The 15,898-nt window shown below is 75.1% G+C and carries 15 protein-coding genes and 1 rRNA gene; 14 read left to right on the forward strand and 2 right to left on the reverse strand.

The genetic code is table 11. From position 1 onward, the window contains the following. Positions 1 to 269 precede the first annotated feature (269 nt). Positions 270 to 386 (forward strand): 5S ribosomal RNA (gene rrf, locus CLV37_RS00010). 122 nt (positions 387 to 508) lie between these two features. On the opposite strand, the gene CLV37_RS00015 is transcribed toward rrf, so the two are convergent. Further along, positions 509 to 1,705: a DUF1015 family protein gene (locus tag CLV37_RS00015; RefSeq protein WP_170126969.1), complete on the reverse strand. Its 1,197-nt coding sequence runs from the start codon at positions 1,703 to 1,705 to the stop codon at positions 509 to 511. 85 nt (positions 1,706 to 1,790) lie between these two features. On the opposite strand from CLV37_RS00015, the gene CLV37_RS00020 reads away from it, so the two are divergent. The 13 genes from CLV37_RS00020 to CLV37_RS00080 all read left to right on the forward strand — a co-directional run bounded on the left by CLV37_RS00020 (position 1,791) and on the right by CLV37_RS00080 (position 15,358). After that, on the forward strand, positions 1,791 to 2,204 hold the full coding sequence (locus CLV37_RS00020; RefSeq protein ID WP_106205813.1) for a tetratricopeptide repeat protein: 414 nt from the start codon (positions 1,791 to 1,793) through the stop codon (positions 2,202 to 2,204). Then, a complete protein-coding gene (locus tag CLV37_RS00025) occupies positions 2,201 to 3,271 on the forward strand; it encodes an HAD-IIA family hydrolase (RefSeq protein ID WP_106205815.1) in 1,071 nt (356 codons plus the stop codon). The genes CLV37_RS00020 and CLV37_RS00025 overlap by 4 nt, the downstream gene beginning before the upstream one ends. A 67-nt stretch (positions 3,272 to 3,338) precedes the next feature. Beyond that, positions 3,339 to 3,545, forward strand: a complete 207-nt coding sequence (locus CLV37_RS00030; protein WP_106205817.1) for a hypothetical protein — start codon at positions 3,339 to 3,341, stop codon at positions 3,543 to 3,545. A 1-nt stretch (position 3,546) separates the two neighbouring features. Then, positions 3,547 to 4,359, forward strand: a complete 813-nt coding sequence (locus tag CLV37_RS00035; RefSeq protein WP_106205819.1) for a TlyA family RNA methyltransferase — start codon at positions 3,547 to 3,549, stop codon at positions 4,357 to 4,359. Continuing rightward, positions 4,356 to 5,318, forward strand: a complete 963-nt coding sequence (locus CLV37_RS00040) for an NAD kinase (RefSeq protein ID WP_245885160.1) — start codon at positions 4,356 to 4,358, stop codon at positions 5,316 to 5,318. The genes CLV37_RS00035 and CLV37_RS00040 overlap by 4 nt, the downstream gene beginning before the upstream one ends. 8 nt (positions 5,319 to 5,326) lie before the next feature. After that, positions 5,327 to 7,144: a DNA repair protein RecN gene (gene recN / locus CLV37_RS00045; RefSeq protein WP_106207199.1), complete on the forward strand. Its 1,818-nt coding sequence runs from the start codon at positions 5,327 to 5,329 to the stop codon at positions 7,142 to 7,144. Between the two features lie 13 nt (positions 7,145 to 7,157). Continuing rightward, the gene (gene steA, locus CLV37_RS00050) at positions 7,158 to 8,378 is read left to right on the forward strand and encodes a putative cytokinetic ring protein SteA (protein ID WP_245885161.1); all 1,221 of its coding nucleotides are present in this window, start codon (positions 7,158 to 7,160) and stop codon (positions 8,376 to 8,378) included. Between the two features lie 52 nt (positions 8,379 to 8,430). Then, positions 8,431 to 9,405: a copper transporter gene (locus tag CLV37_RS00055; RefSeq protein ID WP_106205823.1), complete on the forward strand. Its 975-nt coding sequence runs from the start codon at positions 8,431 to 8,433 to the stop codon at positions 9,403 to 9,405. Continuing rightward, positions 9,402 to 10,241, forward strand: coding sequence for a hypothetical protein (locus tag CLV37_RS00060; RefSeq protein WP_106205825.1), 840 nt, complete (start codon positions 9,402 to 9,404; stop codon positions 10,239 to 10,241). Before CLV37_RS00055 ends, CLV37_RS00060 begins: the two co-directional genes overlap by 4 nt. Next, entirely contained in the window at positions 10,238 to 11,851 is a 1,614-nt protein-coding gene (murJ, locus tag CLV37_RS00065; protein WP_106205827.1) for a murein biosynthesis integral membrane protein MurJ, read from the forward strand. The genes CLV37_RS00060 and murJ overlap by 4 nt, the downstream gene beginning before the upstream one ends. Before the next feature lie 14 nt (positions 11,852 to 11,865). Further along, positions 11,866 to 12,924 carry a glycosyltransferase family 4 protein gene (locus tag CLV37_RS00070; protein WP_211298263.1) on the forward strand — a complete coding sequence of 353 codons (1,059 nt, stop codon included), beginning with the start codon at positions 11,866 to 11,868 and terminating at the stop codon, positions 12,922 to 12,924. A 41-nt stretch (positions 12,925 to 12,965) separates the two neighbouring features. Then, positions 12,966 to 14,684, forward strand: coding sequence for a CTP synthase (locus tag CLV37_RS00075; protein WP_106205831.1), 1,719 nt, complete (start codon positions 12,966 to 12,968; stop codon positions 14,682 to 14,684). Further along, positions 14,681 to 15,358: an NUDIX domain-containing protein gene (locus CLV37_RS00080; RefSeq protein ID WP_106205833.1), complete on the forward strand. Its 678-nt coding sequence runs from the start codon at positions 14,681 to 14,683 to the stop codon at positions 15,356 to 15,358. Before CLV37_RS00075 ends, CLV37_RS00080 begins: the two co-directional genes overlap by 4 nt. Here the strand turns inward: CLV37_RS00080 and CLV37_RS28730 are convergent. Beyond that, entirely contained in the window at positions 15,342 to 15,800 is a 459-nt protein-coding gene (locus tag CLV37_RS28730) for a methyl-accepting chemotaxis protein (RefSeq protein WP_281260487.1), read from the reverse strand. The two genes, CLV37_RS00080 and CLV37_RS28730, sit on opposite strands and share 17 nt — an antisense overlap. Between the last annotated feature and the right edge of the window lie 98 nt (positions 15,801 to 15,898).

Here is a 15,898-nt window from a genome sequence, read left to right on the forward strand (position 1 = left end):
ATAGGCCGGGTGTGGAAGCAGCGACGAAAGAGCTGTGGAGCTGACCGGTACTAATAAGCCGATCACTTGTCTACCACGCACCAGCCACCACCAAGGTTTGCTTGGTGAAGCGGTGGAAGTGTGAGTAGTGCAGGCAATCGTAACGAACTAGACACTGCTGAGAGTGTTTCGCGTCCATTGTGTGGTTCTCGGGAGAGAACCCGCACCACATGCTTGTCCGATGCTGTCGGGGGGTGTGTGGTGGTGTGTTTCGATCCTGGCCTTTGTGGTCCGGTGGTCATAGCGGTGGGGAAACGCCCGGTCTCATTCCGAACCCGGAAGCTAAGCCCACCAGCGCCGATGGTACTGCTCGGGAGACTGGGTGGGAGAGTAGGTCACCGCCGGCCACTCACTCTTGAGTGAGAAGTTGAGGGGAGGTCTCCTCTCCACGCGTGAGCGTGGGGAGCGGGATCTCCCCTTTTCTGCGTTCTGGTGTCCTCGTCGACAGGCATGACATCATTTCCTGTGCTCAGCGCAACCTCAACACCGCACCGGCGAGGGGCTTGGGTCGGAACGACGTCGTCTTCCGGCCGAGCATCCGCCCGGACTGCACGATGGTCTGCAGCCGGCCGAGCGTCGGACGCGGCAGGAGGATCGCTGCTCGATCACTGAGCGCATCCCACACCCGAGCGGTGTCCGCCTGGTACTTGACCGCTTCTGCCGCAACGCCGCCGCTGCGCAGCAGTGCATCGACCCAGGCCCCGCTGCCCACCGTCGGTCCGCTCGGCTCCGGTCCCTCCACCACCGCTGCGCGGTCCGGGAGCAGGACGAGGGCCTGCTCGGCGCCCAAGCCGCGCAGCACCTCCTCGACGGCAGCACGTTCCGAGGGCACGGATCGCCGTCGCTCCGCCTGGTCGAGGACGGCCGCTGCCGCGGGGACCGGGAGCACGCGGTGCAGAGCGCTCAGGTCGACGGGCTCGACCGTCTCGTCGACCACGGCGACCAGGAGCTCGGCGGGACGACCCCGCTCCACGGCGGCGCGGTGCACAGCGGCGTACCTGTGGTGCCCGTCGGCGATGAGGAAGCGGTGGCTCGCGGAGGCCAGGACCAGGGTGCGGACCACCTCGGGGTCGCGCAGTCGCCAGACCTCCACCAGAGGTGCACCCTGCTCGTCGAGGGCACGGGTGACGAGCTCCCCGAGGCCTTCCGGGCGTGTCCAGGGCAACGGCCAGGGCGTGGAGTCGACGACCAGCACCGGTTCGGAGTCGACCCCGGTGCGCTCCAGGCGCTCCAACCGGGCGGTGACCGCCTGGTCGAAGACTCCCTCGTGCGGGCGCACTCGCGTGTCGCCGGGGCTGACGTCGAGCGCGCCCAGCAGGTAGTGCCGGGCGCGGCCGGCCACGTGCTGCCGCAGGACGTAGAGGCTCGCCGGGTCCTGGACGAGCACGCCGGCGTCCAGCCAGCGCACGACGTCGGGATCGCCGGGACCGACGCTGTACTCCGGCCTCTCCAGGTGCGTCACGACGTACGGCGAGGACGCGAGGAAAGCGGCCCGACGTGCCTTGTCCAGTTCGGTGTGCGGCGGCGCGAGCAACCGCCACAACGGCCCGGCGACGTCCGGGGAGTAGCGCAGCCCGGGGAAGGACCGGAGCAGCGGAGTGCCGACCGGGTCCTCGGTGCTCGAGGGCAGGGAGAGGACGCGCGCCCCCGTGCGTGCAGCCTCCACCCGTCGCATCCTACGGTCGAGGTCGTGGGCGCCGGTGAGGCCGGGACACGTCCGCACCGCAGCCCGCGCGCAGGAGGTCGTCCCCGTGTCAGAGACAGCTCCAGGACGTCCCGCCGGCGGCACCTACGAGTGGTGGCGGCGCGGTCTGGCCCTGCTGGCCGACGGTGAGGCCGCCGCTGCCGTCGTGCTGCTGTCCCGGGCGCACCGGGAGGAGCCCGGGTCGACGGTCGTCCTGGAGGCCCTGGCCCGGGCGCAGTACGACGCCGGCGACATCGCGGGGGCGGCGAGCTCGTTCGGGGACCTCGCCGTGGCCCGACCGGCCGACGACTACGCTCACTTCGGGCTGGGGCTGTGCCTCAGCCGCCTCGGACGGTTCGGCCTGGCGGCCGAGCACCTGGCGATGGCCCACGCCATGCGCCCGGACCGTCGCGAGTACGCCGACCGTCTGCGACAGGTCCGCGCCACCCTGCGGGCGCGGCAGAGCCCGGGGAGTCCGTGAGCACCACCGCTGGAGCCAGCCTCCGTCCATCGACGGGAACACTGCTGGACGAGCACGACGTCCTGCTCCTCGACCTCGACGGGGTGGTCTACATCGGACCCGACGCCGTCCCCCACGCGCCGTCGGCGCTGCAGGCGGCGGTGGCGGCCGGTCGCCGCCTCGGGTTCATCACCAACAACGCCTCGCGCCCGCCCGAGCAGGTCGCGGAGCACCTGCGCGAGCTCGACGTGCCCGCCCGCGACGAGGACGTCGTGAACTCGGCCCAGGCCGCCGCGGACCACCTGGCTTCGCGGTTCCCCTCCGGTTCGCCGGTCCTGCTGGTCGGGACGACCGGTCTGCGGGTGGCGCTGGAGGCCGTCGGGCTGCGGCCCACCGACGACCGGCGCGAGGCCGTCGCCGTCGTGCAGGGCTTCTCCCCGGACCTGGCGTGGCGCGACCTCGCCGAGGCCACGCACGCCGTCCGCGCCGGGCTCCCGTGGATCGCCACCAACCTGGACGCGACCGTGCCCACGCCCGGGGGACCGGCTCCGGGCAACGGGCTGCTCGTCGACCTGGTCGCCCGTGCGGCGGGGCGCGGTCCCGACGTCGTCTGCGGGAAACCGGAGAGGGCGCTGTTCGACGCCGCCGTGCAGCGCCTCGCCGCGCGGAGCGCCCTGGTCGTCGGCGACCGGCTCGACACCGACCTGCAGGGGGCTCGGACGGCGGGGCTCACCGGGCTCCTGGTGCTCACGGGCGTGACCGGGGTGCGGGAGCTGTTCGCCGCCGGTGCGCACGAACGGCCCGACCACGTGGGGCACGACCTGCGCTCGCTCGCCGACGAGCACCCGGGCGTGGAGACGGCGCCCGACGGCGTGAGCGTCGTCGCCCGCTGCCGCCGGGCGCAGGTCCGCGTCGGGGACGGCGGACTCGAGCTGCTCACCGCCGAGGCGGGGCAGGACGGCCTGGACGTGCTGCGGGCCGCCGCGGTCGCGGTGTGGAGCCGAGCCGACAACGGGCGGTCCGTGAGCGGCGAGCAGCTGACGGCGGCGGCCGACCTCGTCGAGCGGACCGTCCACCCGCCCGGGTGAGAGGTGGACACGCGGGTTGTGGACGACCCGACGAGCCGTGTCGGCCACGGCTTGTAGCGTGACGCCCGTGAGCAACGCCCAGGACCAGCGCCTGCCGAGCGGTCCGAGCCGATCCGCGGTGGACCCGCAGGCCACTTCCGAGCAGGACCGGGCGCTGGACGCGGTCCTGGCCCGTCTCGACGGACTGGACGCGGTCGGCGTCCACGACCACGTCGAGGTCTACTCCGCCGTCGACCGCGCCCTGCGTGAGCGACTGGCCGGTGCGGAGGACTGAGGTGGCCGCACGCAGACTGCGCCTCGACGCCGAGCTCGTGCGTCGTGGTCTCGCGCGCTCTCGCGAGCACGCGTCCGAACTGGTGAGCGCGGGACGGGTGCGCGTCGGCGGGTCGACCGCCGCCAAGCCCGCGACCCAGGTCGACCTGGCGGCCGCCATCGTGGTGGAGGAGACGGACGAGAAGGACGAGTACGTCTCGCGCGGCGCGCACAAGCTCCTCGGAGCGCTCGACGCCTTCTCGGTCGACGTCACCGGCCGCCGGTGCCTGGACGCCGGGGCCAGCACCGGCGGTTTCACCGACGTCCTGCTGCGCCGCGGCGCGGGTCACGTCGTCGCGGTCGACGTCGGGTACGGCCAGATCGCCTGGTCGTTGCGCACCGACGAGCGGGTGAGCGTCCTGGAGCGCACGAACGTGCGCACCCTGGAGCCCGCGCAGGTCGCCCCGGCTCCCTCCCTCGTGGTGGCGGACCTGTCGTTCATCTCCCTGACGCTCGTGCTGCCGGCCCTCGTGCGGTGCGTGGCCCCGGACGCCGAGCACGTCCTCATGGTCAAGCCCCAGTTCGAGGTGGGCCGCGAGGCCCTGGGCGCCGGCGGCGTCGTGCGCAGCGCCGACCTGCGGGCCGCGGCGGTCCGCACGGTCGCCGACGCCGCGGCGGCGCTGGGGCTGGGGGTGAGGGGCGTGGCGGCCAGTCCGCTGCCGGGACCCAGCGGCAACGTCGAGTACTTCCTGCACCTGAGCGCAGGTGCCGCGCCCCTGGCGGAGGACGACCTGTCCCGCGCCATCGCCGACGGCCCCCAGGCGGGGCTGTCGTGAGCGGCGGCCCCCACGCCTGCGACGGGACCGACCCGGTGCGCAGCGTCCTCGTCCTCGCGCACACCGGTCGCCCCGAGGCCCTGAACGCCCTGACCAAGGTCGTGCACCGCTTCCACGAAGCGGGCATCCGCACCGTCATGACGAGCGAGGAGGCGGCCGCGCTCGAGGACCAGGACCGCGCCCTCGTCGTCCAGTGCGACCTGGAGGGTGCCCTCGACGGGGCGGAGATGGTCATCGTGCTCGGGGGCGACGGCACGATCCTGCGGGCCGCGGAGCTGGTGCGCGGCACCGACACCCCTCTGCTCGGGGTGAACCTCGGGCACGTCGGGTTCCTCGCCGAGGCCGAGCGCGAGGAGATCGTCGGCACGGTCGCCCGCGTCGCCGCGGGGGACTACCGCGTCGAGGAGCGCATGACCCTCGACGTCCAGGTCGTCGCGGACGGCGAGGTGATCGCGTCGTCGTGGGCGGTCAACGAGGTCTCCGTGGAGAAGGCGAACCGCGAGCGCATGCTGGAACTCGTCGTCGACGTCGACGGCCGGCCGCTGAGCTCCTTCGGCGCCGACGGCGTCATCGCCGCCACCCCCACCGGCTCGACGGCCTACGCGTTCTCGGCGGGGGGACCCGTCGTCTGGCCCGAGGTCGAGGCGCTCCTCGTGGTGCCCATCAGCGCCCACGCCCTCTTCGCCCGGCCGCTGGTCATCGCCCCGACCTCCGTGGTGGGGGTCGAGGTCCTGCCCGGGATGAGCGACGGCGGTGTCCTGTGGTGCGACGGCCGGCGCACCTTCGCCGCGCCCGCCGGCGCGCGCGTCGAGGTCAGGCGCTCGGCGCAGACCGTCAAGCTGGCCCGCCTGAGCACCGGCATCTTCACCGATCGCCTCGTCGCGAAGTTCGGCCTGCCGGTCGCCGGGTGGCGGGGGCCGCGCCCCGGTCCCGGGTCGAGCGACGGAGGACGCGCGTGATCGAGGAGATGCACATCCGGTCCCTGGGGGTCATCCGGGACGCCCGGTTGCCGCTGGGCCCGGGGCTGACGGTCATCACCGGTGAGACCGGGGCGGGCAAGACGATGGTCGTCACCGGCCTGAACCTGCTCATGGGCGAGCGGGCCGACGCCGGTGCCGTGCGGGCCGGTGACGAGTCGGCCGTGGTCGAGGGACGTCTGGTGGTGCCCGAGGACGGGCCGGTGGCGGCTCGCGCCCGAGAAGCCGGCGGCGACCTGGACGACGGCGCGCTGCTGCTGGCGCGCACCCTGTCGGCGAACGGGCGCAGCCGTGCGCACGTCGGCGGCCGCAGCGCCCCCGTCGGGGTGCTCGCCGAGCTCTCCGAGCACCTCCTGGCCGTCCACGGCCAGACCGACCAGCTGCGGCTGCGCTCGGGCGTGCAGCAGTTGCGCGTCCTGGACGCCTTCGCCGGGTCGGTCGTGACCGGCGACCTGACGGCCTACCAGGCGCTGCACGCGCGGTGGCGGTCGGTGAGCGCCGAGCACGACCACGTGGCCGGGCACTCCGCCGAACGCGCCCGCGAGGCCGACCTGCTGCGGTTGGGGCTCGACGAGGTCGAACGCGTGGACCCGCAACCCGACGAGGACACCGCCTTGCGGGAGGAGTCGTTGCGGCTGGCCCACGTCGAGGTCCTGCGCGCCGCGGCGGCCACGGCGCACGAAGCCCTGACGGGGGCCGGTGACGAGGGGCTGGGGGACGGGGGAGCCGACACCCGGGTCGATGCCGCCCGCCGGGCGCTGGCCCAGGCCGGCGACCACGACCGGACGCTGGCCGCCCTGGCCGTCCGCGCCGGCGAGGTCGCCTACCTGCTGGCCGACCTGTCGACCGAGATCGCGGCCTACGCGCAGTCCCTGGAGGCCGACCCGATCCGGTTGCAGGTCGTCGAGGAGCGCCGGGCCCAGCTGAGCTCGCTCGTGCGCCGGCACGCCGTCGACCCCGCCGACGGGGTCGCCGGGGTGCTGGCCTGGGCCCAGGAGGCGGCCGAGCGGCTGCTCGACCTCGACGACGACGGCCGGCTCGAGGCCCTGGCGAAGGAGCGCGACGAGCTCGAGCGGGACCTGCGGGCGCTCGCAGCCCGGCTCACCGCGGCCCGCCGGGCCGCCGCGAAGGACCTCGAGGGGCGCGTCGCCACCGAACTGGCGGCGCTGGCCATGCCCAGTGCCCGCCTCGAGGTCGCGGTCCACGCGGGCGACGACCTCGGTCCGTGGGGCGGCGACAGCGTCGAGCTCCTGCTGGCCGCGCACTCAGGGGCGGCCCCGCGGCCGTTGTCCCGCGGGGCCTCCGGCGGGGAGCTGTCGCGCGTCATGCTGGCCCTCGAGGTCGTCCTCGCGGGCGCCGACCCCGTGCCGACCATGGTGTTCGACGAGGTCGACGCCGGCGTCGGTGGGCGGGCCGCCGTCGAGATCGGGCGCCGGCTGGCCCGGCTGGCGCGCAGCACCCAGGTCGTCGTCGTGACGCACCTGGCCCAGGTCGCCGCCTTCGCCGACACGCACCTGACCGTGGTCAAGACCGACGACGGCAGCGTCACCGAGTCCGGGGTCCTGCGCCTGGACGACGAGGGGCGCGTCAGCGAGCTCGCCCGCATGCTCTCCGGGCGCGGGTCCGGCACCGAGCGGGCCCACGCCGAGGAGCTGCTGCGGTCCTCACGTGCAGAAGCCGTGCAGGACGAGCCCGCTGCCAAGCCCTCCACGCCCCGTGCGGCGCGGGGGGCGCGGACGGGCACCCGTCGCGTGGGACGATCGGCGTCCGCCTCGGGCACGACCGGGGGCCGGTCGTCGCAGGGGTGAGGGAGTTCTGAGGGTGAGCAGGCGTCGGTGGGGGCGCGGTGACGCCGGGACGGGTACGTCCCCGGGGACCGCGGCGGCGACCGACAGCGTCGGTGGCACGGTCCGGGTGGACCGCCGCACGAAGCGGTTGACCAAACGCCTCAAACCCGGCGACATCGCGGTGATCGACCACCTCGACCTCGACCGCGTCTCGGCCGAGGCCCTCGTCGCCTGCGCGCCGGCCGCCGTCGTCAACGCCGCGCGCAGCACGTCGGGCCGCTACCCCAACCTCGGCCCCGGCATCCTCGTCGAGGCCGGGGTCCCGGTGCTGGACGACGTCGGGGAGGACGTCCTGGCGCAGCTCGCCGAGGGTGCGGCGGGGGTGCTGGAGGACGACGTGCTGCGCGTCGACGGTCAGGTCGTGGCCCGGGGACGGCGCCTGAGCGCCGAGGTGGTCGCCGCCGACATGGAGGTCGCGCGCGCCGGGCTGTCCCTGCAGCTGGAGGCGTTCGCGGCCAACACCATGGAGTACCTGCGGCGCGAGCGCGAGCTCCTGCTCGACGGCGTCGGCGTCCCCGACATCCGCACCGACCTCGACGGCCGGCACGTCCTCATCGTGGTGCGCGGGTACCACTACAAGGAGGACCTCGGCACCCTGCGGCCCTACATCCGCGAGTACAAGCCCGTGCTCATCGGCGTCGACGGGGGCGCGGACGCGATCCTCGAGGCCGGGTACAAGCCGCAGCTGATCGTCGGGGACATGGACTCCGTGTCCGACGCGGCGTTGCGCAGCGGCGCCGAGGTCGTGGTCCACGCCTACCGCGACGGGCGCGCCCCCGGCCTGGAGCGGGTCCGCTCCCTGGGCATCGACGCCGTCGTCTTCCCCGCCACGGGCACCAGCGAGGACGTCGCGATGCTGCTCGCCGACGACAAGGGCGCCACCCTCATCGCCGCGGTCGGGACGCACGTCACGCTCGTGGAGTTCCTCGACAAGGGCCGGGCCGGGATGGCCAGCACGTTCCTGACCCGGTTGCGGGTGGGCGGCAAGCTCGTCGACGCCAAGGGCGTCTCCCGGCTGTACCGGTCCCGGGTCTCCGACGCGCAGGTGCTCGTGCTCGTCCTCGCCGGCGTCCTGGCGCTGGTGGCCGCGCTGCTCGTCACGCCCACCGGCCAGGCCATCCTCGCCGTCACCGGGGCGCGGCTGGAGGACGCGTGGGCCTGGCTGCTCGGGCTGCTGCCCGGCGAGGGGCCCTGATGCGCGCGCCGCAGCCCCCCGCCCGCCACGTTCTCGACCGACAGGATGCGCAGTGATCGACTTCCGGTACCACGTGGTCTCCCTGGTGTCGGTGTTCCTCGCGCTCGCCGTCGGCATCGTCCTGGGGGCCGGACCGCTCAACGAGGGCATCTCGACCGGGATCACCGACCAGGTCAGGCAGCTCACGACGGAGAAGAACCAGTTGCGGACCGAACGCGACGCGGCGCGCACGAGCGTCGACCAGCAGGACGCCTGGGCCGAGGCGGTCGGACCGGCGCTGGTGGCCCGCCAGCTCGGTGGCCGCAGCGTGGCCGTCGTCGAACTCCCGGGCGCCGACTCCAGCCAGGTCGACGCCACCATCGCGGTCCTGCAGGCCGCCGGTGCGCAGGTCTCGGTCCAGGTCACGGTGCAGGACAAGTGGATCGACACCACCGACGCCGCCACCGCCGACCGGCAGAAGGCCGCGAACGCCTTGACGGCCCAGCTGACGACCCCGCCGGCGGCCGACGCCGGGACGCCGGACGTGCTGGCCGCCGAACTCGCCCGCGCCGTGGTGACGATGGAACTGGTCCAGTCCGGGGCCCCGGACGAGGGCGCCCAGACCGTCCTGAAGACCCTGTCCGACGCCGGGCTCGTCGACGTCCAGGATGGCGTGGACCCCGCCGTGCCGCGCGGCACCCTCGCACTCGTGGTCGGCGGGATCCCCGACACCGACACGACGGACGCGCAGCGCAGCGCAGCGAGCGACGCGTGGACGGCCCTGGCCCGCGAGCTCGACGCCGCCGGCGCCGGCACGGTCGTGGCCGGCCCGCCCGAGTCCGCCGCCGACGGGGGCGTCGTCGCCGACGTGCGCGCCGACAAGGACCTGAGCCAGGACGTGAGCAGCGTGGACGACCTCGACTCCTCGATGGGGCGCGTCAACGCGGTGCTCGCCCTGCGTCAGCAGCTGTCCGGGGCCGCGGGCCAGTACGGCACCGCGGACTCCGCGACGGCCGTGAACCCGCCGCTGCCGGCGGCCGCGCCGTGACCCTGCTCCGGACGGCGCTGGCCGTCGCCGCCGCCCGCGGCGCCGGGGTGCGCGCGGGCGACGTCCTGCGGGAGCACCCGCCGGGTGGGCCGGGACGCTGGGAACGGACGAACCACGCGGGGCGGCCGGTCACGCTGCTCGAAGGACCGGTGGCGACGGCGGCCGTGACGGCTGGAGCGCTCACCGCCGGTCCTCGCTGGGCGGGCGCGGCGGCGCTGGCGGCGACGGGAGCGGCGGGCTTCGGGGCGCTGGACGACCTCACCGAGCGTCGCGGTGAACGCGACGCGGGGGCGCGGGGCCTGAAGGGGCATCTGGCCGCGGCCCGCCGGGGCCGGCTGACGACCGGGGCCTGGAAGGTGCTGGGCATCGGCGCGACGGGGCTGGCGGCCGCCGCTGTCGTCGAACGGCCCCGGACACCGGCCGCCGCTCTGGACACGCTGCTCGGCGGGGCGCTCGTCGCCGGCTGCGCGAACCTGCTGAACCTCTTCGACCTGCGTCCGGGCCGGGCCGCCAAGGTCGCCGCCGTCGCCGCCGCCTGCCTGACGACCGGCCCGGGCGCCCGCCCGGCGCGGCCGCTGGCCGGCGCCGTCGTCGGCGCCTGCTCGGTCGTCCTGCCCGACGACCTCGCCGGGCGCAGCATGCTCGGCGACACCGGGGCCAACGCCCTCGGCGCCGTCCTCGGCGTGGCGGCCCTGGCGCGCTGGCGGCGTCAAGGCCGGGCCGTCGCCCTGGGCGTCGTCGTGGGCCTGACCCTGGCCTCGGAGAAGGTGAGCTTCAGCCGGGTCATCGAGGCGCAGCCGCTGCTGCGCGAGCTCGACCGCCTCGGCCGGCCGTGAGCCCACGCGCGCGCTCGGTCGCCGCCGCGGCGGCCTCCGTCGCGCTCCTCACGGTCCTCGCCCGCCTCGCCGGGTTCGGCCGCGTCCTGGCCTTCAGCCAGACCGTCGGCGACACCTGCCTGGGCACGGCGTACACGACGGCCAACCAGGTCCCCAACGTCCTCTTCGAGGTCGTCGCGGGTGGGGCGCTGGCCGGGGTCCTCGTCCCGCTGCTGTCCTCCCGGTTGGTCTCGGACGACCCGCGGGAGCGGGCGGCGGCCTCGCGGACGGCGTCCGCCGCGCTGACCTGGAGCGTGCTGGCCCTCGTCGTGGTGGGCGCGCTGACCGCGCTGCTGGCCCGGCCCGTCATGGCACTGCTGCTGCGCGAGGGAGCCGTGCGGCAGTGCGGGGACTCCCTGCTGGGCACCGGGACCGTCATGCTGTGGGTCTTCCTGCCGCAGATCCCGCTGTACGCGGTGGCGGTCGTCTTCGCCGGGGTCCTGCAGGCCCAGCAGCGGTTCACCGCCCCCGCGGCGGCCCCGCTGGTCTCGAGCCTCGTCGTGGGGGTCAGCTACCTCGTCGTGGGCGCGCTCGTGCCCGCGGCCGTCGTCAAGCGCGGTCTGGCCGACGTCCCGGCCGCCGGGATCGCCGTCCTGGCGGGGGGGACGACCCTGGGCGTCGTCGCGCTGGCCGCCACCCACGCCCCCGCACTGCGGGGTCCGGTCCGGTGGCGACCGGCCCTGCGCCCGGCGGCGGGGGACGGACCGCGGCTGCGCTCGCTGGCCCTGTCGGGGCTCGCGGTCCTCGTAGCGCAGCAGGTCGTGACGGTCGCGATCACGGTGGCCGCCAACGGGACCCCCGGGGCGGTGAACCGCTGGAGCTACGCGTGGGCGTTGTTCCTCCTGCCCTACGCCGTCCTGGCCGTCCCCGTCGCCACCGCCGTCTTCCCCCGGCTGGCCCGGGCCGCCGACGCCGGGCGCGCCGAGCTGGCCGCGATCCTCGCCCCGTCGGTGCGCACCGTCCTGCTCGTCAGCTCCCTCGGCGCGGCCGTCCTGGCCGCCGTCGCCGCGCCCGTCTCCGTCGTGTTCGTCGCCGGCCGGGCCGGGTCGGGGCAGACGGGCGACCTGTCCCTGGCGCTGGTCCTGTTCGCCCCCGCGCTGCTGGGGTACGGACTCGTCGCGCTGCTCACCCGGGCGCTGTACACCGTCGGTGCGGGCCGCAGCGCCGCCGTCGGCACCGTCGCCGGGTGGGGCGTGGTGCTGGTGGGGGTCGTCGTGCTGCCGCTGCTGGTCCCGGCCGACCGCACCGTCAGCGCCGTCGCCGTGGCGCACACCCTGGGGCTGAGCGTGGCCGGTGCCCTCCTGCTGCGGGCGGTCCACCGCGCGGTCCCGGGGGCGACGGCCGGTGCGGGGCCCGTGCTCGCCGCTGCGGTCCTCGCGGCCCTGGTCGCGGGGGGTGCGGGGGTGCTCCTGACCTCGTGGGTGCGCACGACGCACGTGGCCCCTGCCGTCGGCGAGGGGCTGCTCGTGGCGGCCCTGGCGTCCGGGGCGTGGTTCGCCGTGGCCCGCGCCGCCGCCCCCGCCGACCTGCGCACGCTGGTCGGCAACGCCCGGCGGGTCGTCCGCCGATGACCCCCGGAGGAGCCGTGGCCGCCACGGGACCCGTCCTGTTCGTGCTGGGCAGCAGCGCCGGAGGGGTCGGTCGGCACGTCGCGGCCCTGTGCCGCCGCCTGCGGGCCGAGGGGGTCGACGTCCGCGTCGCCGCGCCCGCGGACACGCTGCGGCGCTTCGCCTTCGGAGTCCCCGCCACCCCCGTGGAGATCGGGCCGACGGTCGACCCCGTCCGCGACCTCGGCGCGGCGCGCGCCCTGCGCCGCGCCGCGGCCGCCGTCCCCGGGGTCCTCGTGCACGCCCACGGCGTCCGGGCCGGGTTCGTCGCCGCCCTGGCCCTGCCGCGGCGCACGCCGCTCGTGGTGACCCTGCACAACGCCGTCCTGGGACGGGGAGCCCGGGCCCGGCTCGGCCTGGCGGTGCTGGCCCGGGTGTGCCGGCGCGCCGACGTCGTCCTCGGCGTCAGCGGCGACCTCGTGGCGCAGGCGCACCGGCTGGGCGCCGGGGTCGTCGACCGCGCCCTGGTCCCCGCGCCCGCCCTGGCCCCCGGCGACGCGGCCCGTGGACGCGCCGTCCTGGGGGAGGGGCCGGTCGCCCTGGCCGTCGCCCGGCTGGCCCCGCAGAAGGGCCTGGGTACCTTGCTGGAGGCGGCCGGTCGCTCCGGTGTGCGCGTCGCGGTCGCCGGCGACGGCCCGCTGCACGACGAGCTCGCCGCGCGCGTGCGCGCCGGTGACCTGCCCGTGCAGCTCCTCGGGCGCCGCGACGACGTCGCCGACCTGCTCGCCGCGACCGACGTCGCGCTCAGCGCCAGCGTCTGGGAGGGCCAGCCCGTCTTCGTCCAGGAGGCCCTGCGCGCCGGGGTGCCGCTGGTGGCCACCGACGCCGGGGGGACCCGCGAGGTCACCGGCGACGCCGCGCTGCTGGTTCCCGTGGGGGACGCGACGGCGCTCGCCGAGGCCCTGGCGCGCCTGGTCGCCGACCCCGTGGAGCGGGGCGTGCGGGCCGAGCGGTCCCGGCAGCGGGCGGCGCAGCTGCCGACCGAGGACGACCTGCTCGAGCAGGTCCGCCGGGTGCACGCGGCGGCCCGGGGCTGAGCGACCGCGACCGCGGCCGGTGTCGGGTACGATCGAACTCCGTGGCGAACCGCAGCACTCCCGAGTCCCCCACCCAGCACGTCTTCGTGACCGGGGGGGTGGCCAGCTCCCTCGGGAAGGGGTTGACGGCCTCCAGCCTCGGTCGCCTCCTGCGAGCCCGTGGTCTGCGCGTGGCCATGCAGAAGCTTGACCCCTACCTCAACGTCGACCCCGGCACGATGAACCCGTTCCAGCACGGCGAGGTCTTCGTGACCGACGACGGTGCCGAGACGGACCTCGACATCGGCCACTACGAACGTTTCCTCGACGTGCGCTTCGACGCCTCCGCGAACGTGACGACCGGTCAGGTCTACTCCGCGGTCATCGCCAAGGAGCGCCGCGGTGAGTACCTCGGTGACACCGTCCAGGTCATCCCGCACATCACCAACGAGATCGTCGACCGCATGCGGGCCCAGGCCCGCGAGGACATCGACGTCATCATCACCGAGGTCGGCGGCACCGTCGGCGACATCGAGTCCCTGCCGTTCCTGGAGGCCGCGCGCCAGGTCCGCCAGCGCCTCGGGCGCGACAACGTGTTCTTCGTCCACGTCTCCCTCGTGCCCTACATCGGGCCCAGCGGGGAGCTGAAGACGAAACCCACCCAGCACTCCGTCGCCGCGCTGCGCAGCATCGGCATCCAGCCCGACGCCGTCGTGTGCCGTTCGGACCGTGAGATCCCCGAGAGCGTCAAGCGCAAGATCGCCTCGATGTGCGACGTGGACGACGAGGCGGTCATCGCCTGCGTCGACGCGCCCTCGATCTACGACATCCCCAAGGTCATCCACCGCGAGGGCCTGGACGCCTACCTGGTCCGCAAGCTCAACCTGAGCTTCCGCGACGTCGACTGGTCCACGTGGGACGACCTGCTGCGCCGGGTCCACAACCCGCGCCGTCGCGTCGAGATCGCCCTGGTGGGCAAGTACATCGACCTGCCCGACGCGTACCTGTCGGTCACCGAGGCGCTGCGCGCCGGGGGTTTCGCCGAGGACGCCAAGGTCGACATCCGCTGGGTCCCCTCCGACGAGTGCGCCACCCCCGAGGGTGCGCACAAGCAGTTGCACGGGGTCGACGCGGTCTGCGTCCCGGGTGGTTTCGGGGTCCGCGGCATCGAGGGCAAGCTCGGTGCGCTGAAGTGGTCGCGCGAGAACGGCGTCCCGACCCTGGGCCTGTGCCTGGGCCTGCAGTGCATGGTGATCGAGTACGCGCGCAACGTCGCCGGCCTCAAGGACGCCAGTTCCACCGAGTTCGACCCGGCGGCCAAGCACCCCGTCATCGCCACGATGGCCGAGCAGCGCGAGATCGTCTCCGGCGAGGGGGACATGGGCGGCACCATGCGGCTCGGTTCCTACGACGCGGTCCTGCAGAGCGGGTCCGTGGTGGCTGCGACGTACGGCAGCGAGCTGATCTCCGAACGGCACCGGCACCGCTACGAGGTCAACAACTCCTACCGCGACAAGCTGACGGCCAAGGGGCTCGTGTTCTCCGGCACCTCCCCGGACCGCGAGCTCGTGGAGTTCGTCGAACTGCCCGCCGAGGTGCACCCGTACTACGTGGGCACGCAGGCGCACCCGGAGTTCAAGTCGCGTCCGACGCGCTCGCACCCGCTGTTCTCCGGTCTGGTCGCCGCGGCCCTGCGCCGCCAGCGCGAGGGCCAGCTCATCGACGTCGACCCCGAACCCACCGTCGAGGCGGTCGGGGAACTGACGGAGTCGAACGCGTGAGCTTCCCCGCCGAACTGGGCGTGCCCGTCGTCGACGGTGCGGACCTCGCGGACGCGCCCGCGCAGCGCCGCCTCGTCGGTTCCGAGGTCGTCTTCGCCGGGCGGATCTGGGACGTCGTGCGCGAGGAGGTGGAACTGCCCGGGGGTGACGACACCGTCGTGCGCGACGTCCAGCGCCACCCGGGGGCGGTGACGATCCTCGCGCTCGACGAGGACGAGAACGTCCTGTTCGTCCGGCAGTACCGGCACCCCGTGCGCCGGGAGCTGTGGGAACTGCCCGCGGGGTTGCTCGACGTCGCGGGTGAGGAACCCCTGCTGGCCGCTCAGCGCGAACTGGCCGAGGAGGCCGACCTCGTGGCCTCGTCGTGGGCGGTGCTGGTCGACTGGTTCAACTCCCCGGGCGGGTCCAGCGAGGCGAACCGCGTCTACCTGGCGCGGGGGCTGTCGGCGGTCCCCGAGGCCGACCGGCACGTGCGCGAGGACGAGGAGAAGGACCTCGTCCCGGTGCGCGTGCCCCTGGCGCAGGCCGTCCAGGCCGTCCTGCAGGGGCGGCTGGCCAACCCCGGCAGCGTCATCGGGGTGCTGGCCCTGCAGGCCGCGACGGCGCGGGGTCTGCAGGACCTGCGCCCGGCCGGCACCCCGTGGCCGACCGGGCTGATCAAGCCCTCGGACTGAGGGGCAGGACCCCCCGGACCGTCGCGACGAGACCGGTCACCTGCTGCTGCAGGAGGCCGGCGACCTCCGACGGTCCGGTGGTCCCGGGCCCGCCGGACACGGCTCCGGTGACGGCACCCACCTCGGCGTCCACGCCCTCGGTGCGCCGGGCGACGCCCTCGACGACGTCGACGGCCTCCTCGGTCTGCTCGGCCAGCCGCTCGACCTCCCCGGCCACGACCGCGGACCCGCGACCGGCCTCACCGACGCGCTCGGCCTCGGTGGTGGCGTTCAGGGACAGCAGCCCGGTCTGGGCGGCGACCTCCTCGATGAGCTGGACCGCCTCCTCGACGCGGGCCGAGGCTTCGCGCGACGACCCCGCGGGGGCGGTCTTCGTGACGATGAGCCCGTCGTCGCCGACACGGCGTCCGACCCCGGTCGGTGACGTTCTGGACGCCCGCACGGTGATCTCCCCGACCCGGTGGGCGAAGGCCTCGACCGGGACGTCGGTCCCTGCCGCGGGCCCCCGTCCCGCGTGGGGGACGGTCCCGGTGGCACCGC

Source organism: Kineococcus rhizosphaerae, assembly GCF_003002055.1.
Classification (GTDB): domain Bacteria; phylum Actinomycetota; class Actinomycetes; order Actinomycetales; family Kineococcaceae; genus Kineococcus; species Kineococcus rhizosphaerae.

Coding starts and splice junctions, on each gene's coding strand:
- recN (WP_106207199.1), top strand. CDS start 5,327: ATGCACATCCGGTCCCTGGGGGTCATCCGGGACGCCCGGTTGCCGCTG.